Source organism: [Clostridium] cellulosi, assembly GCF_036762875.1.
GTDB lineage: Bacteria > Bacillota > Clostridia > Oscillospirales > Ethanoligenentaceae > Ruminiclostridium_D > Ruminiclostridium_D cellulosi.
In genome coordinates, this window is sequence record NZ_JBAIZF010000006.1 from 100,774 (window position 1) to 127,316 (window position 26,543).

Annotated in this window: 24 protein-coding genes; 14 read left to right on the top strand and 10 right to left on the bottom strand. The window is 45.3% G+C overall.

Annotation, left to right across the window (positions count from 1 at the left end; all coding sequences use genetic code 11):
- A complete protein-coding gene (locus V6C21_RS02835; RefSeq protein ID WP_045085143.1) occupies positions 1–762 on the bottom strand; it encodes a prepilin peptidase in 762 nt (253 codons plus the stop codon).
- A gap of 158 nt (positions 763–920) precedes the next feature.
- Here V6C21_RS02835 and V6C21_RS02840 point away from each other — a divergent pair, with 158 nt between their 5' ends.
- The 12 genes from V6C21_RS02840 to pduL all read left to right on the top strand — a co-directional run bounded on the left by V6C21_RS02840 (position 921) and on the right by pduL (position 12,474).
- The gene (locus V6C21_RS02840; RefSeq protein ID WP_479268271.1) at positions 921–1,544 is read left to right on the top strand and encodes a PilZ domain-containing protein; all 624 of its coding nucleotides are present in this window, start codon (positions 921–923) and stop codon (positions 1,542–1,544) included.
- A 298-nt stretch (positions 1,545–1,842) separates the two neighbouring features.
- The gene (gene recJ / locus V6C21_RS02845; RefSeq protein WP_051492506.1) at positions 1,843–3,879 is read left to right on the top strand and encodes a single-stranded-DNA-specific exonuclease RecJ; all 2,037 of its coding nucleotides are present in this window, start codon (positions 1,843–1,845) and stop codon (positions 3,877–3,879) included.
- A 43-nt stretch (positions 3,880–3,922) separates the two neighbouring features.
- Positions 3,923–6,091 carry a RelA/SpoT family protein gene (locus V6C21_RS02850; RefSeq protein WP_479268272.1) on the top strand — a complete coding sequence of 723 codons (2,169 nt, stop codon included), beginning with the start codon at positions 3,923–3,925 and terminating at the stop codon, positions 6,089–6,091.
- 79 nt (positions 6,092–6,170) lie between these two features.
- Entirely contained in the window at positions 6,171–6,620 is a 450-nt protein-coding gene (gene dtd / locus V6C21_RS02855; RefSeq protein WP_479268273.1) for a D-aminoacyl-tRNA deacylase, read from the top strand.
- 22 nt (positions 6,621–6,642) lie between these two features.
- Positions 6,643–7,272, top strand: a complete 630-nt coding sequence (locus tag V6C21_RS02860; protein ID WP_034841309.1) for an MBL fold metallo-hydrolase — start codon at positions 6,643–6,645, stop codon at positions 7,270–7,272.
- Positions 7,269–8,765, top strand: a complete 1,497-nt coding sequence (gene hemZ / locus V6C21_RS02865) for a coproporphyrinogen dehydrogenase HemZ (protein WP_479268274.1) — start codon at positions 7,269–7,271, stop codon at positions 8,763–8,765. The genes V6C21_RS02860 and hemZ overlap by 4 nt, the downstream gene beginning before the upstream one ends.
- On the top strand, positions 8,749–9,711 hold the full coding sequence (locus tag V6C21_RS02870) for a uridine kinase family protein (protein WP_051492507.1): 963 nt from the start codon (positions 8,749–8,751) through the stop codon (positions 9,709–9,711). Before hemZ ends, V6C21_RS02870 begins: the two co-directional genes overlap by 17 nt.
- Before the next feature lie 153 nt (positions 9,712–9,864).
- Positions 9,865–10,221, top strand: coding sequence for a zinc ribbon domain-containing protein (locus tag V6C21_RS02875; protein WP_045085147.1), 357 nt, complete (start codon positions 9,865–9,867; stop codon positions 10,219–10,221).
- A 93-nt stretch (positions 10,222–10,314) separates the two neighbouring features.
- Positions 10,315–11,130, top strand: a complete 816-nt coding sequence (gene mazG, locus V6C21_RS02880) for a nucleoside triphosphate pyrophosphohydrolase (RefSeq protein WP_479268275.1) — start codon at positions 10,315–10,317, stop codon at positions 11,128–11,130.
- 46 nt (positions 11,131–11,176) lie between these two features.
- Positions 11,177–11,452: an HU family DNA-binding protein gene (locus V6C21_RS02885; RefSeq protein ID WP_034841316.1), complete on the top strand. Its 276-nt coding sequence runs from the start codon at positions 11,177–11,179 to the stop codon at positions 11,450–11,452.
- 36 nt (positions 11,453–11,488) lie between these two features.
- Entirely contained in the window at positions 11,489–11,737 is a 249-nt protein-coding gene (locus V6C21_RS02890) for an RNA-binding S4 domain-containing protein (RefSeq protein ID WP_034841319.1), read from the top strand.
- Positions 11,738–11,901: 164 nt separating this feature from the next.
- Positions 11,902–12,474, top strand: a complete 573-nt coding sequence (gene pduL, locus V6C21_RS02895) for a phosphate propanoyltransferase (protein WP_034841321.1) — start codon at positions 11,902–11,904, stop codon at positions 12,472–12,474.
- Between the two features lie 223 nt (positions 12,475–12,697).
- On the opposite strand, the gene V6C21_RS02900 is transcribed toward pduL, so the two are convergent.
- A complete protein-coding gene (locus V6C21_RS02900) occupies positions 12,698–14,392 on the bottom strand; it encodes an NlpC/P60 family protein (RefSeq protein ID WP_479268276.1) in 1,695 nt (564 codons plus the stop codon).
- Between the two features lie 839 nt (positions 14,393–15,231).
- On the opposite strand from V6C21_RS02900, the gene V6C21_RS02905 reads away from it, so the two are divergent.
- Both V6C21_RS02905 and V6C21_RS02910 read left to right on the top strand, forming a co-directional pair.
- Positions 15,232–15,951, top strand: a complete 720-nt coding sequence (locus V6C21_RS02905; protein ID WP_034841323.1) for a TMEM165/GDT1 family protein — start codon at positions 15,232–15,234, stop codon at positions 15,949–15,951.
- Positions 15,952–16,118: 167 nt separating this feature from the next.
- Positions 16,119–18,338, top strand: a complete 2,220-nt coding sequence (locus tag V6C21_RS02910) for a vitamin B12-dependent ribonucleotide reductase (protein ID WP_034841326.1) — start codon at positions 16,119–16,121, stop codon at positions 18,336–18,338.
- Between the two features lie 272 nt (positions 18,339–18,610).
- Here the strand turns inward: V6C21_RS02910 and V6C21_RS02915 are convergent, their stop codons facing one another.
- The 8 genes from V6C21_RS02915 to V6C21_RS02950 form a co-directional block, all read right to left on the bottom strand.
- Positions 18,611–19,885, bottom strand: a complete 1,275-nt coding sequence (locus tag V6C21_RS02915) for a galactokinase (protein WP_479268277.1) — start codon at positions 19,883–19,885, stop codon at positions 18,611–18,613.
- Between the two features lie 116 nt (positions 19,886–20,001).
- Positions 20,002–20,430, bottom strand: coding sequence for a HEPN domain-containing protein (locus V6C21_RS02920; protein WP_034841331.1), 429 nt, complete (start codon positions 20,428–20,430; stop codon positions 20,002–20,004).
- On the bottom strand, positions 20,414–20,725 hold the full coding sequence (locus tag V6C21_RS02925; RefSeq protein ID WP_034841334.1) for a hypothetical protein: 312 nt from the start codon (positions 20,723–20,725) through the stop codon (positions 20,414–20,416). Before V6C21_RS02925 ends, V6C21_RS02920 begins: the two co-directional genes overlap by 17 nt.
- Positions 20,726–20,879: 154 nt before the next feature.
- Entirely contained in the window at positions 20,880–21,332 is a 453-nt protein-coding gene (locus V6C21_RS02930; protein WP_479268278.1) for a BclA C-terminal domain-containing protein, read from the bottom strand.
- A gap of 408 nt (positions 21,333–21,740) precedes the next feature.
- On the bottom strand, positions 21,741–23,153 hold the full coding sequence (locus V6C21_RS02935) for a DUF4340 domain-containing protein (RefSeq protein WP_034841340.1): 1,413 nt from the start codon (positions 23,151–23,153) through the stop codon (positions 21,741–21,743).
- Positions 23,150–24,769 (bottom strand): DUF7088 domain-containing protein, encoded by a 1,620-nt coding sequence (locus V6C21_RS02940; protein ID WP_479268279.1) that lies wholly within the window; start codon positions 24,767–24,769, stop codon positions 23,150–23,152. The genes V6C21_RS02935 and V6C21_RS02940 overlap by 4 nt, the downstream gene beginning before the upstream one ends.
- A gap of 13 nt (positions 24,770–24,782) precedes the next feature.
- Entirely contained in the window at positions 24,783–25,487 is a 705-nt protein-coding gene (locus V6C21_RS02945; RefSeq protein WP_034841345.1) for an ABC transporter permease, read from the bottom strand.
- The gene (locus V6C21_RS02950; RefSeq protein WP_479268280.1) at positions 25,487–26,488 is read right to left on the bottom strand and encodes an ABC transporter ATP-binding protein; all 1,002 of its coding nucleotides are present in this window, start codon (positions 26,486–26,488) and stop codon (positions 25,487–25,489) included. Before V6C21_RS02950 ends, V6C21_RS02945 begins: the two co-directional genes overlap by 1 nt.
- Positions 26,489–26,543: the final 55 nt, after the last annotated feature.

The following is a 26,543-nucleotide window of genomic DNA, read 5'->3' on the forward strand; positions in this document are numbered from 1 at the left end:
TTAACTGAATAAAGATAAATAAAACCTAATCAATGAGTCGCCAAAGAACATTGAAATGACCATGCCGAGGGATAGGAACGGTGCAAAAGGAATAGGGGACTTGCCGTCCTTTTTCGTAATAAGCATATAAACAAGGCCAAAAACAGCGCCAGTTACAAACGCGATAAAAAGGGCGAGAAGGGAATGTTGCCATCCGAGAAAGAGGCCGGCGGCAAAGGCAAATTTCACGTCGCCTCCGCCCATGCCGCCGCGGCTGACAAGGGCAATAACTAACAAAGGCAGCCCGCAGGCGAATATGCCTATGAGTTTGCCATAAAGCGGGGAAGAATTGTCGGCTATGCAGTTGAGCGCACCGACCACCAAAAGGTATATGACAAGGCCATTCGGTATTGTTTTTGTATCAATATCGATAAACGATAAAACGATAAGGCCGGAGATAAAAGCAAATGCTGTGAGCGTTTTAAATGAATACCCGAATATATAAAAAGCGCTTATCCACAGCCCCGTATTCAGAAGCTCAACTAACGGATATCGTATACTAATTTTGGCTTTGCAGTGTCTGCATTTTCCACCGAGAAAAATAAAGCTGAACACCGGTACAAGGTCAATTGGTTTGAGGGTTGTGCCGCATGACATGCAGTGAGAGCGGCCAAATACGATGGGCTCTTTTTTTGGTATGCGATATATGCAAACGTTTAAAAAACTGCCGAAAACAAGGCCCAAAAGCACCGTAAAGATGCCATATAACATATGTAAAGGCATATGATACACCACGCTTTCAGAACCAGCCCGGGCAAGCGTTCGACTCAGCGTTCAACTCAAAGAGTATATACCTTTAACGATTGCAATTTTTGATCAAATTATGTATTATTATTAGTAAGAGTAATAAGAGACGTTTAAACTGATGCGCCTTGGGAGCAGTGATTATCTTGCATGAATTCGACAGGTGTGTAATAACTTCAAAAAGTGGCGAAGAGCTTGCGAGAGGGGAAATAGACGCTTTTGATGGCAGCAAAGCTCGGGTTAACATCATTGGCGATTATTCGCTGCGTGTTGCCGAAGACGTGAACCTATTTATCTATAACAGCGTAAAGGGCGAATGTGTGTATTTAGCGGATGTTGAAAGCATTGACGGAAATGAACTCGTGCTTGAAAATTTAAAATTTATAAGTTCAAGGCAAAAGCGCAACAGCACTCGGGCTGAAATACTTTTGCATTATAAAATCACTCATAAATTCGGGGCAGATGGCAACATTGAAAAACTCGAAAAACCCATAGATATAACAATAATCAATATAAGCGCTAACGGTATGTACATAAAATGTGATGAAAAGTTTGAAAAATGGCATAGGTTTCCGTTCGTTTTCAGAGAAGCAGGCATGCCGATGTGCCTTACAGCAGAGGTTGTTAGATGTGTTTATTCTAACAGGGGAAATAAGTATGGCTGCCGCTTTGTGGACATCAGTGAAAAAGATGCGGACAACATCTACCGTTTCGTTTTGCATGAACAGATAGAACAAAGAAGGCGCAGAAGAATTTTCTGAAGCGGCACCGGCGATACGATTTACAGTTACCGCCAAATCTAAAGGGTCGGCAAATGCCGTCCCTTTAGATTTTTATGACTATTGATAACCTATATTTATATTATAACATAAAATAAATCCAATAGTATCAATGGATATACAAGGATAGCAAATAAATTGACTAAAAATCCTTATTTTTCTATTAAAACGTGCTATAAAACATTCCGGAAATATAAATTTGCAGATTTAATCACAAAATGATAAAATTAAATATTATGCAAATAATTTTGCACTCAAAATATTAAAAGGGGGGATGCTTTTGGTTCGCAGGGAGTGGCGCGTTTTGCAGCCTGACAAGGAGGCTATAGCAAATTTGCGCAAAGCGGGATACCCGCGGGTTACCGCTACACTTTTGGCGCTGCGCGGATTGAAAGACCCGGAAGAAGCCAAAAGTTTTCTCTCCGGAGATGGAAAATTCCATGACCCAATGCTTTTAGCGGATGTTGAAAAGGCAGCGGCTCGAATCTTAAAAGCAATAGAGGGCCATGAGAAAATAACGGTTTATGGTGATTATGACGCTGACGGTGTAACCTCCGCCGCGCTTTTATATTCTTATCTTAAAGAAAACGGCGCAGACGTGGATTATTATATACCGGACAGGGAAAGCGAGGGCTATGGGCTAAACAGCGCTGCCTGCAAAAGAATTGCAGACAGCGGCACGACGCTTATCATTACGGTTGACACCGGCATATCCGCCTTCGACGAGGCAAAACTGCTCAACGAGCTCGGCGTCTGTCTGATAATCACCGACCACCACAACCCGTATGATACCCTGCCCGAGGCATATGCCATAGTAAACCCGAAGCGGCAGGACTGCAAATATCCGTTCAAAGAGCTTGCCGGCGTCGGCACAGCCTTCAAGCTTGTCTGCGCAATTGAAAAGAGCAAACCTGAAGGACTTTCAGAAGACGCTTTGTTTAAGAAATACGGGGAGCTTGTCTGTGTCGGCACAGTGGCGGATGTGGTGCCCCTTCTCGGCGAAAACAGGCTTATAGTATGCCGCGGCCTCAAGCTCATTTCAGAGGGCAAAAATATCGGCATATCAGCCTTGCTCGAAGCGGCAGGAGTGCGCCGCAGATTAACGTCCACACTTTTGGGTTTTACCGTTGCACCGCGCATAAATGCCTGCGGGCGTATAGCGACAGCCGGCGACGCCTTTGAGCTTTTGACAACGAGAGATACCGATAAGGCAAAACAGCTTGCACAAAAGCTTAATGATAATAACAGCGAGCGCCGCCGCATAGAAGCGGAGATATTGAAGGAGACCGTAAAGAATATCGACGAGAATGAATCGCTGCGCCTGAGCCCATTATTAATTGTTTCAGGAGAAAAGTGGCACAACGGTGTAATTGGGATTGTAGCATCGAGGCTGGTTGAGCTTTATGGAAAGCCGGCCATAGTCGTATCGTTTGACGGCGATATCGGGCGCGCCTCTTGCCGCAGCGTACCGGGATTCAATATCCATGCCGCGCTGAAGTCATGTTCACAATACCTTGAGCGTTTCGGCGGCCACGAACTGGCGGCAGGGTTTACTGTAAAACGGGAAAATTATGACGCTCTTTACGCCGCTTTAAACCATCTGGCGAGTATTCAACCGGAGCTGCCCACCCTGCGCGTCTGCATGGATATGAAACTGCACGGCTATGAAATATCCCTGTCGACGGCGCGTGAAGTCAGACGCCTCGAACCTTTTGGCAGCGGAAACCCTGCACCGCTTTTCTATGTGCCCGCTGCTCAGATTACAGCTCTTTCCCCGGTTGGCGATGGCCATACCCGTATTTCGTTTAACTGCGACGGCTTTGAATTTACGGCTGTCATGTTCAATACGGCAAGGCGAGGTTTTGATTTTGAGGTTTGGGATATAGTAGACCTTGCCGTATCGCTTGAGGTAAATCTTTATAAAAACACCGAGTCACTCGGCGTGATTGTAAGAGATATAAGAAAATCAGCGTGTTTCGAATATTATACTGAACTTTATAAATCCTTTTTGTCAGGTACCCCCATTGCTTCTGACGCATTAAGGGCCAGGCTGAAACCCGACCGCGAAGAATTCGCCGCCGTTTTCCGGCTGTTGACCCGGCATGAGGGCAAGATTTCGCTTGAAAAGGCATGCAAGGATATTTGCCGCGTTAAACCGCGTTTTAATTATTTTAAGCTGCTCCTGATAAAGGATATTTTCACTGAAACAGGCCTTATCGTCAGCGATGGTCAGGATGATGGCGAGAATATTACATACCGCCTGCGCAGCGGAGTCAAAATCGACCTTGCGGCATCTGCACTTTTGAAAAGGTTGTAGACGGCACAAACATCAGACGGGCCTTAGCAGATGGAGGGTAATAATGGACTCTATACTTGAGAATATCATAGAAAAAATAAAACAGAGCGGCGTTGCATACGATATTGATAAGATAACCGAGGCGTATGAATTTGCTGCAGCGGCACATGAGGGGCAAAAGCGCCGTTCAGGCGAACCGTATGTGACACATCCTGCAGCGGTAGCGGCTATTTTAATCGATTTGGGGCTTGATACGGATTCAGTAATCGGCGGGCTGCTGCATGATGTTGTCGAAGACACGCCGGTGGAACTGTCGGCTATAGAAAAACAGTTCGGGAGCGACGTGGCCCTTCTTGTCGACGGCGTTACAAAGCTCGGACGCATACCATATTCGTCCCGCGAAGAGCAGCAGGCGGAGAATATTCGCAAAATGCTGCTCGCCATGGCGAAGGACATACGGGTCATACTTATAAAACTTGCCGACCGGCTCCACAATATGAGGACTGCCCGTTTTCTGCCGCCGGAGAAGCAGCTTTTAAAGGCTTTTGAGACAATGGAGATTTATGCGCCGATTGCCCACAGGCTCGGCATACGTACAATTAAGGACGAACTTGAGGATATCTCCCTGCGGCTGCTGGACCCTTTTGCCTACAATGAGATTGAATCCATGCTTGCCGGCAGAAAGGACCAGCGCGAGGCCCTGCTCGACAGTATCAAAGAGCGGATTGCCGAACGCCTTCAGAAGCTTAATCTCAACGTGCATATTGACGGACGTGTCAAAAGCATATACGGCATTTACCGCAAAACATACCTCCGCGGTAAATCCTTTGACGAAATATACGACATTTACGCCATACGCATTATTGTCGATACGGTCAACGACTGCTATAATGTACTCGGTATTATTCATGACATGATGAAGCCTATTCCGGGCCGCTTCAAGGACTATATCTCCACGCCAAAGCCGAATATGTACCAGTCGCTCCACACGACTGTAATAGGCAAGGAGGGTATTCCTTTCGAGGTGCAAATCCGCACATGGGAGATGCACTATACGGCCGAATACGGTATCGCTGCGCATTGGAAATATAAGCTCGGCATATCCGGAGGCAACAAGGCGCTCGACGAGCGTCTGACCTGGGTGCGCCAACTGCTTGAAATGCAGCAGGAGTCGAAGGACGCGGAGGACTTCATAAGGTCGCTCAAGACCGACCTTTCACCAGACGAGGTTTTTGTATTCACTCCCCGCGGCGACGTAATAAACCTGCCGCTTAATTCTACGCCCATTGACTTTGCCTATGCGATTCACAGCGCCGTCGGCAACCGCATGACCGGCGCCAAAGTCGACGGGAAGATTGTGCCGCTCGACTATAAACTCCAGACGGGCGAAATCGTAGAAATACTGACCACCTCAGCCCCAGGGCACGGCCCGAGCCGCGACTGGCTCAAGATAGCCCGCACAAGCGAAGCCAGAAACAAGATACGTTCATGGTTCAAAAAGGAGCGGCGTGAGGAGAATATCGCCCAGGGCAAAGCGGAGCTTGAACGCGAATTCCGGCGCAACGGGATTATACTCGACGAAGACCAGTATGACGATTTTGTTCTTGAAGTGGCAAAGCGCCAGCATTTCAATACTGCAGACGAGTTCTTGGCGGCGATAGGCTACGGCGGCATTGTCCTTTCAAAAATTATGCCGCGCGTCAAAGACGATTATCTCAAGGCTATAAAGCCTCAGAAACTGCAGATTCCTGAAAACATCACTCATCGGCATACAGTCGGCGGCGTCATCGTTGAAGGGCTGAACAACTGCCTTGTCAAGATGGCACGCTGCTGCAACCCTGTGCCCGGTGACAAGATAATAGGTTTTATAACCCGCGGCTTTGGTGTCTCGGTTCACAAAACCGATTGCGTAAACGTAAGACAGAACATATCGCGCGAAGAATACGCAGGACGCTGGGTCAATGTAAGCTGGGCCCGCAATATTAACGCGCCGTTCAAGGCGTCGCTTCAGATTATATCTTCTGACAGGTTTGGCCTGCTGGCGGATGTTTCATCAACTCTTTCAGCAATGAGGGTGATGATCCACGCCGTAAATGCGCGGGAGATGAAAAACGGCAACGCGGTTATAAACCTTACGGTTGATGTAACAAGCACAGAACACCTGCAGAATGTAATATCCAGACTCAGCAAGATAAGCGGTGTTTTGGAGGTTACCAGGTCTGGCGCCAAATAATTACACGAAATACTTTAATTTACAGATTAAGATATCATTTTTCTACACAGAATTACTAATATAGGACACCGGAGGTTTTATGAAAGCAGTTATACAAAGGGTTACACGCGCCGCTGTAAGCGTCGGCAGTGAAACTGTCGGGAAAATAGAAAGCGGCCTTTTGGTTTTGTTAGGTGTTGCCGAAGGCGATACAGATGCCGATGCCGAGAAGCTGGCGTCAAAGGTGGCAAAGCTTAGGATTTTCAGCGATGAAAACGGAAAGCTTTCAAAGTCGGTGACAGATATTGACGGTGGCATATTGACAGTTTCAAATTTCACGCTTTGCGGCAACTGTTCTCGCGGCAACAGACCGGATTTTACCGCCGCCGCGAAAGCCGAAGAAGCCAAACGGCTGTATCTTCATTTTATAGACGCAGTTGAACGGTCAGGCGTAAAGAACAGCGCGTCGGGGAAATTCGGCGCGGACATGAAGATATCTGCTGAACTTGACGGACCAGTGACGATTGTCATCGACACGGATACGCTTTGATGGCCTAAGAAGGAGGGCTGTTATGTTTATAAAATGCCTGAAAGTTGGCATGATTGAGACAAACTGTTATATTGTATGTGATAAGGTAACAAATTCCGCGGTGATAATCGACCCCGGCGCCGATGCTTCCCGCATTGTTACTGCGCTTGAAGAGACAGGCTGCAAAGCAAAGTATGTGCTGCTTACACATGGGCATGCAGACCATATGCTCGCGGCCCACGAGGTGCTTTCAAAAACCGGTGCTAAGCTCGGGGTGTTTGCCGATGAGCTTGAGCTTTTAAATAATCCTGACTTAAATGTTTACAATGCAATGGGGTTAGATAATTTTGAGCCTTTTACCCCAGATATCCTGTTTCACGACGGCGATACGGTGACGTTCGGCGGCGTGAGTATGCAGGTAATCCACACACCGGGGCATACGCACGGTTCCTGCTGCTATATGACGCAGGACACATTATTCAGCGGCGATACCCTGTTTAAAGAAAGTGCGGGGCGTACTGACCTGCCCACTGGAAACATGCAGGAGCTTGAGGAATCTTTAAAGCGGATTTTCTCGCTTGAAGGCGACCTGCAAGTATTGCCGGGACACGGCGATTTCACTACCCTTGATTATGAAAGGAAAAATAACCCGTTTATGGGGACCTTGATATGAAATTATTTCTTGACGGGCACGACCTTGAATATGAGATGAGGGCCCTTTGCTTTGCTTTCTTTCCTGGAGAACCAGTCGAATGTCAGAATACCGCCGCCGGAGGTTGTCCCGACGACGATTTTGTTTATACTAAAATAAAGCGTCATGCAGACAATAAGATTTCTGCGTTAGTCTGTGTTTCAAAAGGCGGCGTTAGAAAATGCGCTGCGGAACGGGTAAGGGTCAAACCGAATGAACGCGGGCATGAGTTTGACATACAGTGTGAATTTGCGCTTGGCAGGGCTATGTATAGGGCGGTAGCGAAAATTACCGGTTTCCGCCACCCGTGGGGTATACTGACGGGGATAAGGCCGGTCAAACTCGCGCGTGCGCGGTTATCCGCAGGAATGGCTCCGGATATGGCGGCGAAGGACCTGCAGAAGCAGTTCTATACATCAAAGGAAAAGGCAGAGCTTTGTGTAGAGGCGGGGATATTGGAGGAGCAAATAATATCCTTATCCCAACCGAACTCTGCGAGCCTTTATATCTCCATACCCTTTTGCCCTTCGCGTTGCCTCTATTGTTCTTTTATTTCGCACGATGTCGAAAAAATGGCAAAACTGTTGCCGGAATATGTGAGGCTGATGTGCGAGGAGATAGAAAAAACCGGGGAATTGGCAACCGAACTCGGGCTGAGGTTAGAGACAATTTATATCGGAGGAGGCACACCCACCTCCCTCAGCGCGCGGCAGCTTTCGGATATTATGTCCTGCGTCAAAAAATCATTCAAACTGGATTGGCTTCGTGAATATACTGTAGAAGCTGGCCGGCCGGATACAATCACCCGTGAAAAGCTCGACGCGATTATCGAGGGCGGCGCCACCCGTATTAGTATAAATCCGCAGACGCTGAACGATGATATATTAAGGGCGATAGGGCGAAATCACACGTCGGCTCAGGTATTTGAGGCGTTTGCGCAGGCAAGGCAGGCAGGCTTCAAATCCATCAACATGGATTTGATTGCGGGGCTGCCGGGTGACACGCCTCAAGGATTCAGCAAAACGCTTGACGGCGTGCTTTCACTGGATCCGGAGGCCATAACGGTTCATACACTCGCAATGAAGCGGTCTTCAAGGCTTGTCACCTCCGGCGGCGGATACTACGACGCTGAGGCTCGGGACGTGAACTTAATGCTGTCGGAAGCAAGAAGCCGTTTTAAAACCGCAGGTTACCGGCCATATTATTTATATCGCCAGAAAAATACGCTCGGTGGACTTGAAAACGTAGGTTTTGCAAAACCAGGTTTCGAAGGGCTTTACAATATATTTATTATGGATGAGACACACACGATTCTGGCCGTAGGCGCAGGTGCAGTGACAAAATTAAGGCAGCCCCACGGCGATAAAATCGAACGTGTTTTCAACTTTAAGTACCCCTATGAATATATAGGCAGATTTTCAGAAATTCTAGACCGAAAGAAAAAGGTGAAAGAGTTCTATGCCAGCTACAATTAAGACAATAGGCAGGGCCAAAATCAAAGTCAGCGAAGTCAACTTATTAGCGAAAAAAGATGCAAAGGCCTTTTTTGATTTCTGCAATGGGAGATACGAAAAGAAGCTCGACAGTATCGCGGACAGAATAGCCGCGGATCCGTCGAAGGCGCGGCTTATCATGCTTTCAGGGCCTTCCGCTTCGGGGAAAACCACTACATCGCTGAAGATTCAAGAGAAGTTGAAAAAACGGGGCTGCGGCGCTGTCACGATTTCCATGGACGATTTCTTCAAGAACAGGGAAGATGCGCCCTTGCTGCCGGACGGAACAAGGGATTATGAATCGTCAGCGGCCCTTGATACCGATTTGTTGAAAGAAAGACTCGGTAAGCTTATCTTTAATGGCCGTGCCAATATACCGATATTCGATTTCAAGACGGGCCATAGGTTGGAGAAAGAGCGGCCTGTAGTGCTTGATAAAGAAGATGTCGCTGTTGTTGAAGGGCTTCACGCGCTCGACACCGCAATAACAGGGCTGCTGCCGGCCGAGTATATACTCAAAATATATGTCAGCGTAAGCTCTGATTTCGTCGACGATGAGGGCAAAAATATCTTGTCTGCGAGGGACATGAGGCTGATACGCAGAACGGTTCGCGACTTCAATTTCCGCGGCGCGAGCGTAAGCAATACCCTTGACATGTGGGACGCGGTATGCCGCGGTGAAGACCTTTATGTCCGCCCGTTCAAAAGATACGCGGATATTACCGTCAATTCTGCCTTTAACTGCGAGCCGTGTATTTTTAAACAAAAGGCCATAGAACTATTCAGCACTATACCCGAAGACAGCCCCCACATCGAGCGTGCAAGGCATATCCTCACCGGGCTCAATGAGATAGAACCAATGCCTGAATCGCTATTGCCGGGCGACTGTATGCTCAGGGAATTTATGGGCGGAAGCACTTATTACTAATAGATAAATTACATTAATATTAATAGCAATATAAAAATGCGCTCTTCTGCAAAAAATATATATAAAAAAACGCCCTCAAACCCGCAGAATATCTTGTGTTTAGCTAAAATAGGTGGTATACTTTAGGAAGTGATTTGCAGGGGAGTGATTATAGTGGGTGTTTTAGAGGATGCTGTAATCAAGGCGAAGGGTGCTGCAGATTTTGCTGGCAGGAAAACCGGAGAATTCGTTGAACTTTCAAAACTTCGCATTTCAATTGCTGAAGTTGATAAAAAAATTGAAGCAGAATATTTAGAGCTTGGCAAAATGGTTTATAAAGCGTCCAGAGAGCATACTGACTGCACTGACTATGTTCAGGAAAAGGCAACTGCGATTGACTTATTGTTAAAAAAGCGCAGGGATTTGGAAGAAAAGGTAAATGCCCTTCGCAAAGTAAAAAAATGTCCCGAATGTTCCCATGAAAATCAATTTGATGCAAATTACTGCAATAAATGTGGCGCAAAGTTATAAAAACAGCAAAAATTCGCTAAAAAATTGCTCCCAGTATTGATAATTTGAAAATTTAGGTTTAATATAATATAATGAAATACAGGGAGCAAGTTTATGGTTGAAGGATTTGAGTTCAAAAACAAATACAATTTTGATGATCTTATAGAAATTGTCTCAATATTAAGAAGCCCGGGCGGGTGCCCGTGGGACAGAGAACAAACTCATAAATCAATCAGAGCGAATTTTATTGAGGAAACATATGAAGCTATCGAGGCCATTGACAATGACGACCCTGAGCTTTTAAAAGAGGAACTGGGTGATGTATTGCTTCAGGTTGCGCTGCATGCCCAGATGGAAAGTGAAGCAGGTCGTTTTAATATTGATGATGTGGCCGATGGTGTTTGCAAAAAACTTATTGTTCGCCATCCCCATGTTTTCGGCGATGTAAAAGCCGATAACTCAAATGAGGTGCTGAAAAACTGGGATGCGATAAAAAAACGGACTAAAAATCAAAAATCAGACACTGAAACGCTTGAAAGCGTGTCACGTGCGCTGCCAGCTTTGATGCGCAGCTACAAGGTTCAGAAAAGAGCGTCCCGTGCCGGTTTTGACTGGCCGGATGTTTACGGAGCCTTATCAAAAGCTCGTGAGGAATTATCAGAGCTTGAGGCGGAAATAGAAAAGGGCGATAAGCAAGCATGTCTTGATGAGCTCGGTGATTTTCTTTTCGCGGCCGTTAATATTGCACGGATGCTAGAAATTGAGCCAGAAGAGGCGCTGACTTTTTCCTGTGATAAATTCATAAAGCGTTTTGCTCTGTGCGAGAAATTAGCGGCTGAAAGCGGTTCTGATTTCCAGAGCATGAGTGAAAAAGAAATGGATGTGCTTTGGGAAAAAGCCAAAAGTGTATTGCAATCCGAAACGGAATGACCGTAGAAGGATTTCAATAAGAAACCCAAAAATGGAGGGAATTATTATGACAAAATCAGAATTAGTAGCAAAGGTAGCTGAAAAAGCTGGACTTACAAAGAAGGATGCCGAGAAGGCAACTGCGGCATTTATCGACTCCGTCGTCGAAGCTCTCTCGGGCGGCGATAAAGTGCAGCTCGTTGGGTTTGGGACATTTGAAGTCCATCATCGTTCGGAGCGCATAGGCCACAATCCGCGTACAAAGGAAGAAATCAAGATCCCGGCTACAGATTATCCTGTATTCAAGGCCGGCAAATCCTTTAAGGACGCTGTGGCGAAATAATTACAGCATAACCTATCCGATTTCAATGGTAAAATTATGAGGCTTGATAAATATCTTAAGGTCTCGCGGCTTATTAAGCGTCGCACGGTCGCAAATGAGGCGTGCGACGCTGGTCGTGTCACCGTAAATGGAAAACCAGCGCGGGCATCATATGAGGTAAAGCCGGGAGATAGGATTAGTCTGTCCCTTGGCGCTCATACACTTGATGTAGAGGTGCTCGAGGTCAATGAACATGTGACCAAAGAGGGTGCCTCGTCACTTTACCGCGTTGTTCAACAGAGTTAAGTCTGCATATTTCAGCAGCATTACAGAGGGAACCCGTCTGTGATGCTGCTGAAACTCGTTTAAACATATGTATATTGGCATGTATAAATATGTAAATAAGTCTTTTTTTCGTTAACTGCGAATAAGAGACTTTATTATATTATAACTATTCAGGAGTGTTGCTAATGGAATTACCTAAGATTACAATTGAAGGCTCAGGGCGTCATGTACATCTTTCCATAGAGGATCTTGAAACTCTTTTTGGAAAAGGCTATCAGCTTACCCCTAAAAAGTGGCTCTCACAGCCGGGACAGTTCGCGTCTGAGGAACGTGTTAAGATTGTTGGACCTAAGGGTTCATTCCCTTCTGTCAGCGTCCTGGGGCCTGTAAGACCTGCTACACAAGTTGAAATATCTTTTACAGATGCACGCACACTCGGCATTACACCACCCGTAAGAGAGTCCGGCGATATTAAAGGCAGCGCACCAATTCACATTGTCGGGCCAAAGGGTGAAATCGATATCAGTGAAGGCGTTATTGTTGCAAAGCGCCACATCCATATGACTCCCGAAGATGCCGAAAAGATGGGCATTAAGGACAAACAGATAGTTAAAGTTAAGGTCGGCGGCGAACGCGCCCTTATTTTCGATGAGGTTGTCGCGCGTGTAAGCCCTAAATATGCGACCTTCATGCATATTGATTTCGATGAGGTTAACGCTATTTCCGGTGTTACCGAGGGCGAAATCATCGTCGACTAACCAGCTGCGCCGGAGGCAAGGCACGAGTTTACCTTTGCACAAATAAGTTTCTATGTGCCCGCGGAGGATATCTTCTGCGGGCTTTAAATTTGTGATAATTTGTGATAAGGGATGTTTTCGCGTGCACAAGTGTATTTGTATTACTTGAGGCTACCCCGGTTGGGCGGAAAAATAAAAGGCATTGCAAAACTGATGTTTTGCAATGCCTTTAGCGCATTTCATCTTATTTTAAAATTCTTCGTGCTGTCATGTATCTTGAGGAATAGTAAGAACTGTTTAAGCTATCTATTGTAACAGCGCGGGGACGCGATGATGATGCGTCAATGAACTTCCCGCCGCCCATATATATGCCGACATGTGTAATATTGTTGTGTCCTCCGTTTGTATCGAAGAAAACCAAATCACCAGCCCTCAGATTGGAACGGCTTACATATGAACCATATGCCGACTGGGCTGCTGCTGAGTGAGGTAATCTCTTCCCCACTTTAGAATAAACATAAGCAGTAAAACCGGAGCAGTCAAATCCTGAACGTGTTGTTCCGCCGAATACATACGGAATTCCCAGCGCGGAGCGGGCATATTTTAAAACCTTGCTCACAGATGATGAAACCGAACCGTCGTCGTCATATGAATATGAGCCGCCGTAATACGAGCTACTGCTTTTCTTCTTTGTTCCCACAACGACTTTCTGGTTAACGGGCTGTTTTGTAACGGTTGTTGAAATGATTTCTTCGCCTACTTTTACGCCGTCAACATAAGAAACTGCGGCAACAATCCGCTCAATGCCATTTTGTCCGTATGTCTTTATGATAGTTTTTCCGCTCTTTACTTTGTCTGATGTAGTTTGTTCGGTCTGATACGGAATCTGACGCTCATATACCTCAGTTTTGACTACTTTTATAGTCAATATCGGAGAGGAGCTACCAGTAACAATTGCATCTGAATCGCTAATACCATTTCCATCAGACAAGTTCATAGCATAAAGCGGATCAAGAGAAATTCTAAACACGCCAGAATCAGCTTTGATGGGAGCAGTACTGTCTGATACACTGCTCGTATCATCGCCGCCTGTTACTGTCTTTTTAATCTCGTCTATGGACTTGAATACACTGTCAGGGAACAGGCCGCTTTTGATTTGCACATCCTGATTGAATTCCACGCTCTGTACGTCAGGATCCTTCTTGTATTCTTTCGTCATGTCGTTGAGCATGGCTTCAATCGCGCCGCTTTCTGTGTTCGCTCCTGCAAGCCTGTTGTCGACATACAGCCCATAGCCGTTTTTAACGCCTTCACATGACTTCAATATAATATTGTTATACATCTGCTCTTCATTGAGCAAATCGCTTTTCTTGGCCAAAACAAGCTTCATCGTAACTTTGCCGTCAAGCGCGAAGCTGCTTCCAGAAGCATCGGATACATCCTTTTCAACTTCATCGGCAGCGTTACGGAAAGTCTGTTCAGAAGCGACAACGCCGAGTTCTTTGCCATTATAAGAAATGGAAAGCGCAAATGTCGCGTTAGACCAGAAGTTAATGGTTAAGATAAGGACAAATATTGCTGCGGCCGGAGCAATATAATTAAGCGCTGATTTTTTACTTGCAAATGATTTTGAAATTCCGCGCTTAATAAATCTGCCGGCAACAACAAGTCCATTTATTAGTCCGCCGCGGATAATAGCTTCACGGCAAATACGGAATAAGCTACGGAAATTTCTGCCGAAATTAATAATGCCTCTGGTGACTGAAATGTCACCGCGGACAGCCCGAGTACGTTTAAACTCGCTAATATTTCTTAATAAATCCTTAATACCGCTGAATAATTCAGCTAAAACAATTTCAAAAACAGCATTAAAGCCGCTTTCTATCCTTTTGAATAGCCTTATTGCTGCTTTTCCGGTTAAATATGATGTCTTGTACAAAAACCGCAGTATTCTTATTAAAGGAGGTTTAGCCATGGCAGAATGAATTGAAAACGAATTTTTTTGTTTCCGTCGTTGAGCCAAGACGCCACCTCCTTTCAATAGTTTCGTTAATTATTACAAAGTAGTTACAATATAATTATACACACAATTGGTTAAATTGCAAGCTAATATATGAATAAAAGCAAATTCGCAGCAATTTTTGTGTATTTATAGCTTGTTCGGTTATAAAAATATGTGCAACATGCACAATAAACAAGCTGAACAGCTTATTCGAAGATTGTAACAAAAAAACAACAAAATCCACTCGGGACAACCCAAGCTGTAACAAATGATATATAAATTTATACAAAAAAATAATAAATTCAACAATTATGTGGACGTTGCCGCGGCATATTTCAGAATATAGAGACGGCGGGCGCAGGATAAAAGTATCAATATTTAACGCGGGGCAGGGTGGTGGTTGGAATGTGCTGGCGTTTTGTTGACTCTTCAAATAAACGGTGATATAATTTCTAATATTGTTAAAAGGGAGTAGTTAATTACGTTCCGCCAACATACCGGCGCACAGCGCCTGGCGGCACGGCTCTTTTTGAGTAACGAGACTTTTAACACGGCCCAAAAAAGCAATCATAGTAACGTATTAACCGAGTTGCTGTGGTAATTAGTTTTTGGCTGTGTTAAGAGTCTTTTTTGTGCAATATTAAATTAATGTCCGGTCGATAGAACAAAACGTCAATGTAATCAAGGTCGATTTATATTGGCAAACGGATAAAGGTTTATGTAGAAGAAAAGGCTGTTATGATAATATAAGGTATTGTAAATCAGGAGGACATAACATGGGGTCTGTTTGGGAATTTATTTGGCCGCTTATTCTGAGCACTGGTCTTATAGCGCTCAATGAGATGGGGGACAAGTCGCAGTTTCTCGCTATGGCGTTTGCAGCAAGGATGAAGCTTTCAAAAGTGCTTATAGGTATTACGCTGGCGGTATTTGCTTTAAACGCTATCGCTGTAGCTGTAGGTGCTTTGCTTGCAAGCGTGCCGGGATGGCGGAGTACAGTTCAGTTCTTAGCGTCGCTGCTGTTTCTGGTTTTCGGCCTTTGGACGCTGAAGGGCGAAAATGAGGAGTCTAATAATGAGGTAGTGAAGAAAAAACGCTCTTACGGCGACGTGGCGGTTGTTTTTGCCTCATTCTTTTTATCAGAGATGGGCGATAAGACGCAGTTGGTCACAATTTCATTAGCGGCAAGTTATCCCAAAGTCCCTGTAGCGATTTTGATAGGCACTTCGCTTGGAATGTTGATTGCCGACGGAATCGGTATTTTTCTTGGTGCCGTTGCAAACCGCAGACTCCCTGAAAACGCGCTCAAAATCATTTCTGCCGCATTGTTTATTTTCTTCGGTCTCTTCGGTGTATGGCAATCGTTGGTTGATGTATTCAAGCTTGGGCAGGTTCAATCTGTTATCATAACAGTTTTGGCCGGCATAATTACTGTTACGGCCGGTGTTTTTATTTTCAAAAAGAGCCTCACTGCGAAGAGAAGAAATAATTTCTAACTGTAATAAAATGTAAAAATATCAAATTTTTGCCTTTGCCGTGCAGAAACTTTAAAATTTGCCTTGACATAGTACTTTCATGCTGATATTATATATCCAGCGACAAATACTATATATTGTGTATTAAGTCCGCAAAAGCACAACAAATGGCACAAGGAAGTGTAAAAATGGAGCTTAGTAACAATGCGCGGGTGGTTCTTGAAAAGCGTTATTTAAGGCGTGATGAGCACGGAAACCCTATTGAAACGGTCGATGAGCTGTTTGAGCGCGTAGCGAAAGCGGTTGCTCAGCCTGATCTCAAATACGGCGGGGAAGAAGAGCGGAAAGAGTCCGAAGAGAAATTTCTCTCTTTAATGAAAAATCTCGAATTCCTACCGAATTCTCCAACATTAATGAATGCCGGCAGACCATTGGGTCAGCTTTCGGCTTGTTTTGTCCTGCCTGTTGAGGACAGCATGGAGGATATTTTTGAGGCAATAAAAAGGGCTGCACTCATACACAAGAGCGGCGGCGGAACAGGATTTTCGTTTTCGCGTTTGAGGCCAAACGGCAGCACAGTCAACACTACCGGCGGCGTCGCTTCTGGCCCCATCAGCTTCATGCGCGTTTTCAACATGGCGACTGAGGCGGTTAAACAGGGCGGAACAAGGCGCGGCGCGAATATGGGTATTCTTCGTGTCGACCATCCGGATATACTTGATTTTATTGACTGCAAGAAGAATAATGCTGATATTACAAACTTTAATATATCAGTTGGAATAACCGAGAATTTTATGAAGGCGGTTATCAACAACGAAGAATATGACCTTATCGACCCGTCGACAAAAAAGGCTGTTTCAAGGCTTCGCGCTCTTGACGTATTTAATAAGATAGTCGACGCGGCGTGGAGAAACGGCGAACCGGGTATTATTTTCCTGGACAGACTCAACCGCGACAATGTGGTTCCCACATGCGGTGAGATCGAGTCTACCAACCCCTGCGGTGAGCAGCCGCTTCTTCCGTTTGAATCATGCAATCTCGGTTCAATCAACTTGTGCAAGATGTTAAAGGCCGACAAGACCGGCATTGACTGGGACAAACTCAAAAAGACCGTTAAAATCTCCATACACTTTCTTGATAATGTTATTGATGCAAATAAATATCCTCTTCCCGAAATTGACACGATGACAAAAAAGACGCGCAAGGTTGGACTTGGCATTATGGGTTGGGCAGATATGCTGCTTGAACTCGGCATTCCTTATAACTCCGACGAGGCTGTCGAATTGGCAGGAAAATTGATGAAATTTATCACCGAGTCGGCAAGGGAAGAGAGTGCAGAACTCGCTGTGACACGCGGCGCCTTCCCGCTGTTTGAGGAAAGCACGCTTAAAGACGGGCCAGCCATGCGCAATGCCACCGTAACCACGATCGCCCCGACAGGAACCCTTTCAATAATAGCGGGCTGTTCAAGCGGCATTGAGCCGGTTTTTGCCTATGTCTTTATCCGTAACGTCATGGACGGCACTGAACTTATTGAGGTCAACCCGGTTCTCAAGCGTAAGCTTAAGGAGCGCGGGCTCTATTCTGATGAGCTTATGAAAAAGATTGCCAAAGAAGGCACTCTTGCTCATATCCCTGAAATTCCGGAAGATATCCGCAGGGTATTTGTCTGCGCACACGACATTTCGCCGGAATACCATATCAGAATGCAGGCGGCGTTCCAGAATTACACTGATAACGCCGTTTCAAAGACAGTCAACTTTGCAAGTTCTGCAACGCGGGACGACGTCAGGAAGGTTTACATGCTTGCTTACGAACTGGGCTGCAAAGGTGTGACGATATACCGCGACGGCAGCCGCGATTCACAGGTACTGAACATCGGAAAGGTGAATTCTGGTACCGTGCAGAAGCCCAGTCAGCCGCGCCCAAGGCCGGATATTACAACCGGATTTACCGAAAAGGTGAAAATCGGCTGCGGCAACCTTTACATCACTGTCAATTACGATGAGAACGGCATCTGCGAAGTATTCACGAATACCGGCAGGGCGGGAGGCTGTCCGTCCCAGAGTGAGGCTACGGCACGGCTTGTATCGATTGCTCTGCGTTCCGGCATTGATATAGACGTTATTATTGAGCAGCTCAAGGGTATCCGCTGCCCGTCTACGATAAGGCAACAAGGCATGAAGGTTACTTCTTGCCCGGACGCGATAGCACGTGTTATAGAAAAGGTTAAGAAGTATCAGGACAATTCAAACGGCAAGATACCGATAGTTCCTGAAACAAAAAAATCTGATTATGTTGAGCATGTGGACGTGAGTATGAAGTACTGCCCAGAGTGCGGACAAAAGCTGGAGCATGAGGGCGGATGTGTGACATGCCGCAACTGCGGATACTCAAAATGCGGCTAATATAGTTATTTTAGTATAAAAAACAATTAAGAGGGTTGCCTAATTGATTTGCGGCAACCCTCTAATTTTTTCTTCATTGGAATAGAAAAAACGTTGCACAGCATAAAAACCGCGGGCACTGATTAAAAATGATGCCCGCGGTTTTATTTATTGGTACTTTGAGAATATGTCGTCAGAATTATTTGCTTGCCAAAGTGCCGGAAATTCGGGCATAATAAAACAGCCCGAAAAGGACTCTTTTCGGGCTGCAGAATATCGTAAAGTGCGCAGTATTATTCGAAAAAATATGCTCCTTTTGGTCTAATCATGAGCTTGTGACAAGCACCTTTTCCGAAAACATTTTCCATAGCTGCCGAAAACTCGTCCAATTTTTCAAGGGGGACAAAGGCCTGAATTGTTCCGGCAAAGCCGCCGCCATGAACACGCCAAGCGCCACAGCCTTTGAGCAATTTTTCAGAGAGTGAAAGAGCAAGGGAAAGGCCCTGTGAGCGCGGGTTTTTAATTGAATAGATATTCTGAAGGTACATAAAAGACGACCTGCCAGATTCATTGACAAGCCTTAAAAATTCTCGGAAATTGCCGGATTTCAGCGCGGCAGCCTCGTCAAGAACCCGGGCGTTGTCATTGAAAAAGTGAATGGCCCGCAGTGCGGCGCGGTCACCCAGTTTTGTGCGGATATCCGTAAGGTTTGCATAAAATTTATCCTCGTCACATTCGCGCAGGTTGTTGTGACCCAAAAACTTTGCCACAGAAGTCATCTCGCTGCGAATCGCCGCATAGTCGTCGCTTAAATCCGCATGATTGCCGCCGGTATCCACTATACACATGGCGTAACCCGTTTCAGAGAAATTAAAATCAAGTTTTTCAATAATCGGTTTCTGTGTATCCTTAAAATCAATCGAGATGAATCCGCCGACGGCGCAGGCGGTCTGGTCCATAAGCCCGCATGGCTTTCCGAAGTAATTACATTCGGCATATTGCCCGGCTTGCGCCATGACGAGCGGGTTGATATTACCGCCGTTAAACAGCAGGCTTATTATACTGGCGGTCATAACCTCAAAAGCCGCCGACGAGGATAGGCCGGACCCTTTTAAAACGTCCGACATTGTATATGCGTCAAAGCCCCCGATTTTATACCCAAGCTCTTCAAGGCGTACCGCGACGCCCCTGATGAGGGCGGATGAACTGCCTTTTTCAGATTTAACCGGCGATTTTTCGCGGATATCAACAACGTCCAGTTCAAAGCCTTTGGACTTAATGCGGATGGTGTTTGTGCCGGTGGGGGATACGACCGCTATTATATCGAGGTTGACAGCGCATGCAAGCACTCTGCCGTTGTTATGGTCAGTGTGGTTGCCGCCGACCTCACTGCGTCCCGGGACGCTCAAAAGAAAAACATCGCCGGCTTCACCGAAATTGCGGATAAAACCGTCGGCTGCCTCAAGATAGCGCTGCCGCTGTGCCGCGATATCATTGCCGTATAGTTCTTTGAATTTGCTGTCAAAGGCCCCGCGTGCAATTTTTTCTTTAAGTTCTTTAATATTCATATTGTTTTGCTCCTTGCTCGGCTATATTAAAATGGGTACTTTATTAAAATTTTAAACAAAGTCTGTATAAAAAAGAAGCCTACATTCACACCGTCAGAAAATATTTTAAAGAAAGCTTAATCCTCTGTATCTGAGTTTTCATAAACCTCATCACAGATGAAGCGGTACATGGAACGGGCCATATCGTAGGCTCGGTTTACGGTTTTATAATCCAGGTTAAGCGGAATGTCAGCCGGGTACCGTGTTTCTATGTAGTACCGGTTGAGTATAACGCTTTCATCAAGCCATTCGCTGAAACGGCGATCGATTTTCATTGCTTGACGGCAGAGCCATGCGAGGTTATGCCCATCGAGGTGCTGATGAGTTTTAAACAGAACATATCCTTTAAGCGCTTTTTCGGCGCATTGTTGGCAGTGAAAAGCACACGCGTTAAGTGTAGAGTCGGAATCGAGAAGTATTTCGGCGGCGTCGAGGTCTTCTTTTGCATTTGCGAGCCAGTCGTAATATCTGCGGCTGTCACCGCTTCGGTCACGTCGTCTCCCCATGTATATAAGTTCCCTCCTTGATAATGCGGCAGGCAAAGCTGCTTTTTTCTGAAATCAGTTCTGCCCACTCGGCGGGAGTATAAACCAGAACGTCGAACGGTATATCGCTGTCGATATCAAGGTAGATATGTTTTTCGGTATCAAATTTATTTTTAGTATCGACGATGACACAGATTTTGAAGCCTCTGATTTCGCCGTCGACACTTCGTTTTACATTATAAAGGATAACCTTCTCAGGATTAAAGTTTTTAACTATTTCATCACAGACATTTTTAATCGTGTCATTCAGATCCATAGTTGTCCCCCCTCAAACCAAATAATATCGATAATATGTTAATCTTATTATAGTCAGGTGTCTTAGCTCATTCAAGATTAATAATGTCGAATTTTAGTTAAATATCGAACATCAATAAAAAATAAAAGGGCGGGGAAAACCCGCCCGGTAAAGCTTAATTTCTTGAAATAAGCTGAAGCAGGATAGAAGCGTTTTTGCCGTTTGCAAGTGTAACAGCACCAGTGAGATTGAGCGATAGCGTATCGCCTCTGTTCAGGAACAGGAATATCTCGTTTTGGTTTACACCTTCCTGAATCGGGATTGGGCTTGCGGATACAACCTGTCCGTTTCTGAGAAGCTGTAAGAATACGCCCGACGACGCCGATGTGGTTGTAACCGAGTAGACTATCCTGTAAACCCCAGGAATCTGAATTTCAACCTGAGTGTTAGCGGGGGCGATGAGCCTTATATTCCTGTTAAGCGGGTCGGCAAATGTCAGCGGGATAACTCCTCCTGCGAAAGCACCGCCCGTGGTAACAGAAGCAAAATAGCCAAAGGCCCTGAATTTGTCACGATGCTTTTTGGGATACGGATCGGGGCAGTGCTTAGGTTTGTCCGGATATGGCACCGGATAGGGGTACGGAATAGGATAGCAGTATGGTTGTGGGAAATGTGGCATGCGCGGTGGACATGGTTTGCGGGGAGGATAGGGGTAATATGGGCATTTGAAACAGTGAGGCTTCGGCGGGTAGCATTCCGGATCTGAAAGGTGTTGCGGATAAGTGAAATAATCCGCGGGCGGGTTCCATATAGATCCTCTGTTTGAATATTCAGACTTATAAACGCTCATTGAGATCCACCTTTTTTGTTATTGTACGAATTGAGAGCCGTCCACTTTTCATGCGCAAAAAGGTTAAGACGGCCCTAAATACCTACACTTAATTATATGAGACACAAAAGGGCGAAGTTACAGGCGGATTCAATGCAAAAAAACAGCCGCAGGCAATGCTGCGGCTATTTTCAGGCGTGATTTTCATTAATCGGAAATGGTTTTTCCTGCGATAAGATCGCGTATCGCGTTGAGCATCTTATCCACATCGGAAGTATAGGTGTAGAAATGAGCCTGCCCGTCCAGCGAGTATAAGCATTTCCGATTATCAATGGTGATAAACTCTATTGTAGTCGCCTTGCGTGAGGCCTCACGGTAGGTTACAACGACCTTTGCATACGTTGAGGCGTTAGCTGGGCGTGTTGCAGTTCCATATTTCTTAATCTCGAGGAATTTCTCATAGAATTTCCTCAGGTTGTCTGTGTTGAGCTCCTTTGAATTGTAAGTGCCTTTGAGATCGGTACCTGTGCCGGAGAGATTGATGGTGTAGTTCTCACTGCCTTTGGAGACTGTAATTGACTTTATATTGTCGATAAACTCGGTGTAAAGCAATGAGTCGGTAACATCATCAAGCTGCCAGTCATAGAAAGACACAGTTGAATCAGCGATATTGTAGATTGCAGGAGTACCCTCAAGGTAAATCGGAATCAGTGTTGAACTGTCTTCCTTGTAGGGAGTTCCGAAGCGGAGCACCATCTTATTGCCGTTATATACCGCGGTAAGGGTGTACTTCGGATTCTTGAGCCCGTATTTTTCAAGGTTTGCGTCCGAAACGTCGAGGGATACAACTGCGTTTGCTGAAAGCGACTGCAAAGCGGAAGTAATCGTTGAAATATTCTCGTCGTTAAGGGGATATGTCGCCGGAGACTTCATCAGGTAGGAGACTGAAGATGAACCAGAAGACGAGCTGACAGAGCTCGGGTCAATCTTCAATACTATTGGCTGAGGTCTTGCCGAACCTCCCAATGTGATATCCGTAAGCTTCGCCGCATTGGCGGAATCGAAGCCACAAATGGACAGTTTGACAAGGTCGGTTTTTACATAGTCGAGCGAGTTTGTCTCAGCCGCAGTAATCTTGTAAACCTTGCTGCTGTCTTTGAGTTTCATGTAATTGCCGTCTTTGGTCAGCGTCTCTTTGCCGATTTCCACAGTTACAGTTTTATCACTGCTGACTATATCGACGGTTACACTGGGTTTGTCAAGCCCATACTGAGAAAGGTCTGAGGCATTTTCGTCGATGACCTTTTCTGCAGTGATGTTTGAAGCAGTTGAGAATATAGTGGATGCAGAATCCTCATTCAGCAATTTCTGATCGAGACCGTCTACAGAATACTTGCCATTTGACTGACGTACTATGACATCGTCTTTTTCGGTCTTTATGTGCACCATAGTTATATTTTTCACGTCAGTTTTATAGACGGAGATTTCAGGCGTACTTGAGGAAGCACTTGAACTTGACGAGTTTTTCTTAGGCATTAGCAAATTTACTGAAACAACTCCGGCTACAAGAACGACGACTACACATAAAGATATAATGATGTTCCGAAGCTGTTTTTTCATAGATGCCGCCTCCGTAACCACTTGACAAATCCGATCAGAAGTATAGCTACAGGGATAATAACGACCAGAAGGATCCATGTCAGGTAGCGCTGTCCGATTGTAAGGCTAAGGGAAGATGAAGAGTTGTATTTTGACGGTACGGAAATAGAGGTCTGCTTGCCTAACAATTTGTTTGTCATACCTAAAATTAGATTTTTATTGTTCTTGTTTGTCGAATTTAAGACGTCAGAATCTAATATCTGGAACGAACCGGATATGACCATATTAGATTTGTTGCTTCCACTCGTCCAAGTTGAAAGGGCCATAGCTGTGAACGGGCCGTCTTTGTCAGAGTCGGCTGCTGATTTAGTAATATCGGCGAGAAGCTTAGAAGAATCGCCCGTTTTGATGATACTTTTAACTTTACGCTCGTTCTTTTGCTCATAAAGTATGGTAAGCGGTTTTGAAATACGCACGTCTGTTCCGATATTTGTTGTTGAGGGGATACCAGTTATTTCGCTGTCCACATCCGAAGCAATGGGGTCAAAGGCGTTGTTGAAGCTGTTTGTGCTGTCGTAGATAGCGCCTTTTTCAACCTTTACGCCCCATTCGGCGATATACTCTTCAAGTTTCGGAAGGCTTTGGATTCTCGGGTCAAGATAAATGAATACGCTCTTGCCGTAATTGCCGTCGTTTTTGAGGAAAGCATCAATTCTGTCAATTTCAGCTTCTGAAAAGTCAGTCTTAGGATTGACGATAGCGATGGCAGATGCTTTTTTGTCTATATCTTTGGACGCTATGTTCGATTGTGATACTTCATAGTTGGCGCTTTTGAGGAGGCTTTGGTAGGCTGAGGCGTCGTCTTCGTCATGTCCTTGAGTAAATATTACTGTCGGATGGTAGTCACTTGTAACGTAATCGATAGCAGAGTCGATTTGCTGTTCGGCCTGGTTTCCGATAATAGACTGCGAATATGTTGTGGAATTGGTCTGAGTGACCACCAAATCTGAATAATTAATCACTTTATAGATTTCTTTGCCGCTGTTGTCTTTGGCAGAAACAACGATGTCGTATTGGTTGACGTTTTCATTCTGATAAGCCGCAACGGCAGTTGGGTTTTTTTCATAGTCGATATATTCGATTGAAATATTCGAGCTGTATTTTGGATATTGCTGAATCAGTTTAACGGCACCGGAGAAATACTGATCGTCAGCATTTTCCATCTGGGACCTTGTTGCAAAAAACTTGATAGTTATTGGCTGTTTGAGCTTTTTAAGGAAGTTCAGAGTTTCAGAAGAAAGTTCATAACTTTTGGAGTTTGTAAGGTCGACGCTCAGTTGGACCCTCTCCGAAGCAACCGTAAGCCCGACGTTGATGAGAATTATAATCGCTATGAAAATTGCCGTAAAGGCAGTAGCCATACTGCCATATTTAAAACTGCGCCTTTTATAGAACGCAATCTTATTTTTCTCCTTTGTTTTTTTAGTATTATTGTTTTCAGTGCTGGCCTTTACTTTTTCAGTCTCGGATTTTTGAATGATATCGGCCTGATTTTCTGCATTAGCACTGGATGAGTTGCTGTTTTCCGCACTGATATTTTTATCCTTTTCAGGATTATTGTTATTGTTATTAATCATTTTTCTTCCCTCCTTAGCTCCATCTTCTCTTCTCAAGCATACGAACCGTCAGGAAAATAAACGAGACGGCAATGCTGAGATAGAAGACTGCATCCGGCAAACTGAAAATACCTGCTGAGAAATTCTGATAGCGGTTGCTGATTGAAATAGCAGAAATAATGTTTTGAATGAATGGTACGTTAACAACGCTTCCAATGTTATCGAGCAAGAAGAGGATTAGCAGGACGAAAATGCCTGCGACGGCTGCAATAACCTGGCTCTCAGTCAGGTTTGAAATAAATTCTCCGATGGCGATAAACGCCGATCCTACGAGAAGCATTGCCACAATGTTGCCGACAACGGACCAGGTATCGAGGGTTCCGGAACCGGCTATAATCAAAGCAAAAACAACAAAGGATGAAAGTCCAATCGCATAGATGGTCAATGCTGCGAGGAATTTCCCCATGACGATGCCCAAAAGGCTTACCGGCGCGGTCAGCAGTGCCTGATCGGTCTTTTGACGCTTTTCGTCACTGAAAGTACGCATCGTTAAGATGGGGATTATGAAAACATAAATCAGGAGCATGCTTCCGAATGTACCTGACATATTTGAATTGTCATACGAAATGCTGTAGGCGCAGAAAAACCATGAGGCAAAAAATACGAATGCAGCGATAAACACATATCCTATCGCCGAATTAAAATAGCTTCTTATTTCACGTTTATAGATGGCCCACATTATTTTTCACCCTCCTCATCGGCGTTTGCGGCCGTCACAGTTTTTTTCTTTTTTTTCTGGAACTGTACGGAATCTTCGCTTGTGAGTTTAAGGAAGATATCTTCAAGGGTCATTTCGCCGCTGTCGAGGGAGAGAATAGGCCATTTGCGGTCGCTCAAAACTGTAAACATGCCACGGCGGATATCTTTGCCTTGTTCACATTCAATCTGGAAATCATAGCTGTTGGGCTCTTTCTGGCCGAGTGGAGTAATCTTTTTGACGCCTGTGAGTCCGGACAGCGCATTCATGACCGGCTCCTCAGGGCCGGCAACGCGCACGATAATACGGTGCTGTTTTTGGATATTGTGAGAAAGGTTGACTTCTGTATCGTCTGCAACTATCTTGCCGTTGTTGATAATTATAACGCGTTCACAGACGCTCTGAACTTCAGACAGAATGTGTGAACTCAGGATAACGGTGTGCTTTTTGCCGAGATGCTTTATAAGCGAGCGGATTTCAATAATCTGTTTCGGGTCAAGGCCGACAGTCGGCTCGTCAAGGATGAGCACGTCAGGGTTTCCGATCAAAGCCTGAGCTAAACCGACACGCTGCCGATATCCTTTTGACAGGTTTTTGATGACCCTCTTGTAGACGTTGGTGATTTTAACGAGATTGCAGATTTCCATGATGTGGGCTTTCCTGTTGAGTTTGCAGCCCTTGAGATCATAGATAAAATTCAGGTACTCCTTGACGGTCATGTCAAGATAGAGTGGCGGAAGTTCTGGCAGGTAACCTATATGTTTCTTGGCGGCGTTAGGATCTTCAAGAATATCGATGCCTGCTATTTTAATGCTGCCTTCATTTGATGACAGATAGCCTGTCAACATATTCATGGTAGTGGATTTTCCCGCGCCGTTAGGCCCGAGGAAGCCCAGGATTTCGCCGTCATTTACGGTAAAACTGATGTCGTTGACGGCATACTTGTCCCCATACCGTTTGGTGAGGTGGCTTACCTCTATCATTTATTGTTCCCTCCTGCATTTTCATTGCATTATGAATCTACATAGTTAATTTACA

What these genes read in the sequence shown, in the direction of transcription:
- pduL (WP_034841321.1), top strand. Translation starts at nt 11,902, where the DNA reads ATGGAATTACCTAAGATTACAATTGAAGGCTCAGGGCGTCATGTACAT.
- V6C21_RS02925 (WP_034841334.1), bottom strand. Translation starts at nt 20,725, where the DNA reads ATGGATCTGAATGACACGATTAAAAATGTCTGTGATGAAATAGTTAAA.
- V6C21_RS02940 (WP_479268279.1), bottom strand. Translation starts at nt 24,769, where the DNA reads ATGATTAATAACAATAACAATAATCCTGAAAAGGATAAAAATATCAGT.
- V6C21_RS02890 (WP_034841319.1), top strand. Translation starts at nt 11,489, where the DNA reads ATGAGGCTTGATAAATATCTTAAGGTCTCGCGGCTTATTAAGCGTCGC.
- V6C21_RS02915 (WP_479268277.1), bottom strand. Translation starts at nt 19,885, where the DNA reads ATGAATATTAAAGAACTTAAAGAAAAAATTGCACGCGGGGCCTTTGAC.
- dtd (WP_479268273.1), top strand. Translation starts at nt 6,171, where the DNA reads ATGAAAGCAGTTATACAAAGGGTTACACGCGCCGCTGTAAGCGTCGGC.
- V6C21_RS02910 (WP_034841326.1), top strand. Translation starts at nt 16,119, where the DNA reads ATGGAGCTTAGTAACAATGCGCGGGTGGTTCTTGAAAAGCGTTATTTA.
- V6C21_RS02920 (WP_034841331.1), bottom strand. Translation starts at nt 20,430, where the DNA reads ATGGGGAGACGACGTGACCGAAGCGGTGACAGCCGCAGATATTACGAC.
- V6C21_RS02860 (WP_034841309.1), top strand. Translation starts at nt 6,643, where the DNA reads ATGTTTATAAAATGCCTGAAAGTTGGCATGATTGAGACAAACTGTTAT.
- V6C21_RS02835 (WP_045085143.1), bottom strand. Translation starts at nt 762, where the DNA reads ATGCCTTTACATATGTTATATGGCATCTTTACGGTGCTTTTGGGCCTT.
- hemZ (WP_479268274.1), top strand. Translation starts at nt 7,269, where the DNA reads ATGAAATTATTTCTTGACGGGCACGACCTTGAATATGAGATGAGGGCC.
- V6C21_RS02870 (WP_051492507.1), top strand. Translation starts at nt 8,749, where the DNA reads ATGCCAGCTACAATTAAGACAATAGGCAGGGCCAAAATCAAAGTCAGC.
- V6C21_RS02850 (WP_479268272.1), top strand. Translation starts at nt 3,923, where the DNA reads ATGGACTCTATACTTGAGAATATCATAGAAAAAATAAAACAGAGCGGC.
- V6C21_RS02905 (WP_034841323.1), top strand. Translation starts at nt 15,232, where the DNA reads ATGGGGTCTGTTTGGGAATTTATTTGGCCGCTTATTCTGAGCACTGGT.
- V6C21_RS02950 (WP_479268280.1), bottom strand. Translation starts at nt 26,488, where the DNA reads ATGATAGAGGTAAGCCACCTCACCAAACGGTATGGGGACAAGTATGCC.
- V6C21_RS02885 (WP_034841316.1), top strand. Translation starts at nt 11,177, where the DNA reads ATGACAAAATCAGAATTAGTAGCAAAGGTAGCTGAAAAAGCTGGACTT.
- mazG (WP_479268275.1), top strand. Translation starts at nt 10,315, where the DNA reads ATGGTTGAAGGATTTGAGTTCAAAAACAAATACAATTTTGATGATCTT.
- V6C21_RS02945 (WP_034841345.1), bottom strand. Translation starts at nt 25,487, where the DNA reads ATGTGGGCCATCTATAAACGTGAAATAAGAAGCTATTTTAATTCGGCG.
- V6C21_RS02935 (WP_034841340.1), bottom strand. Translation starts at nt 23,153, where the DNA reads ATGAAAAAACAGCTTCGGAACATCATTATATCTTTATGTGTAGTCGTC.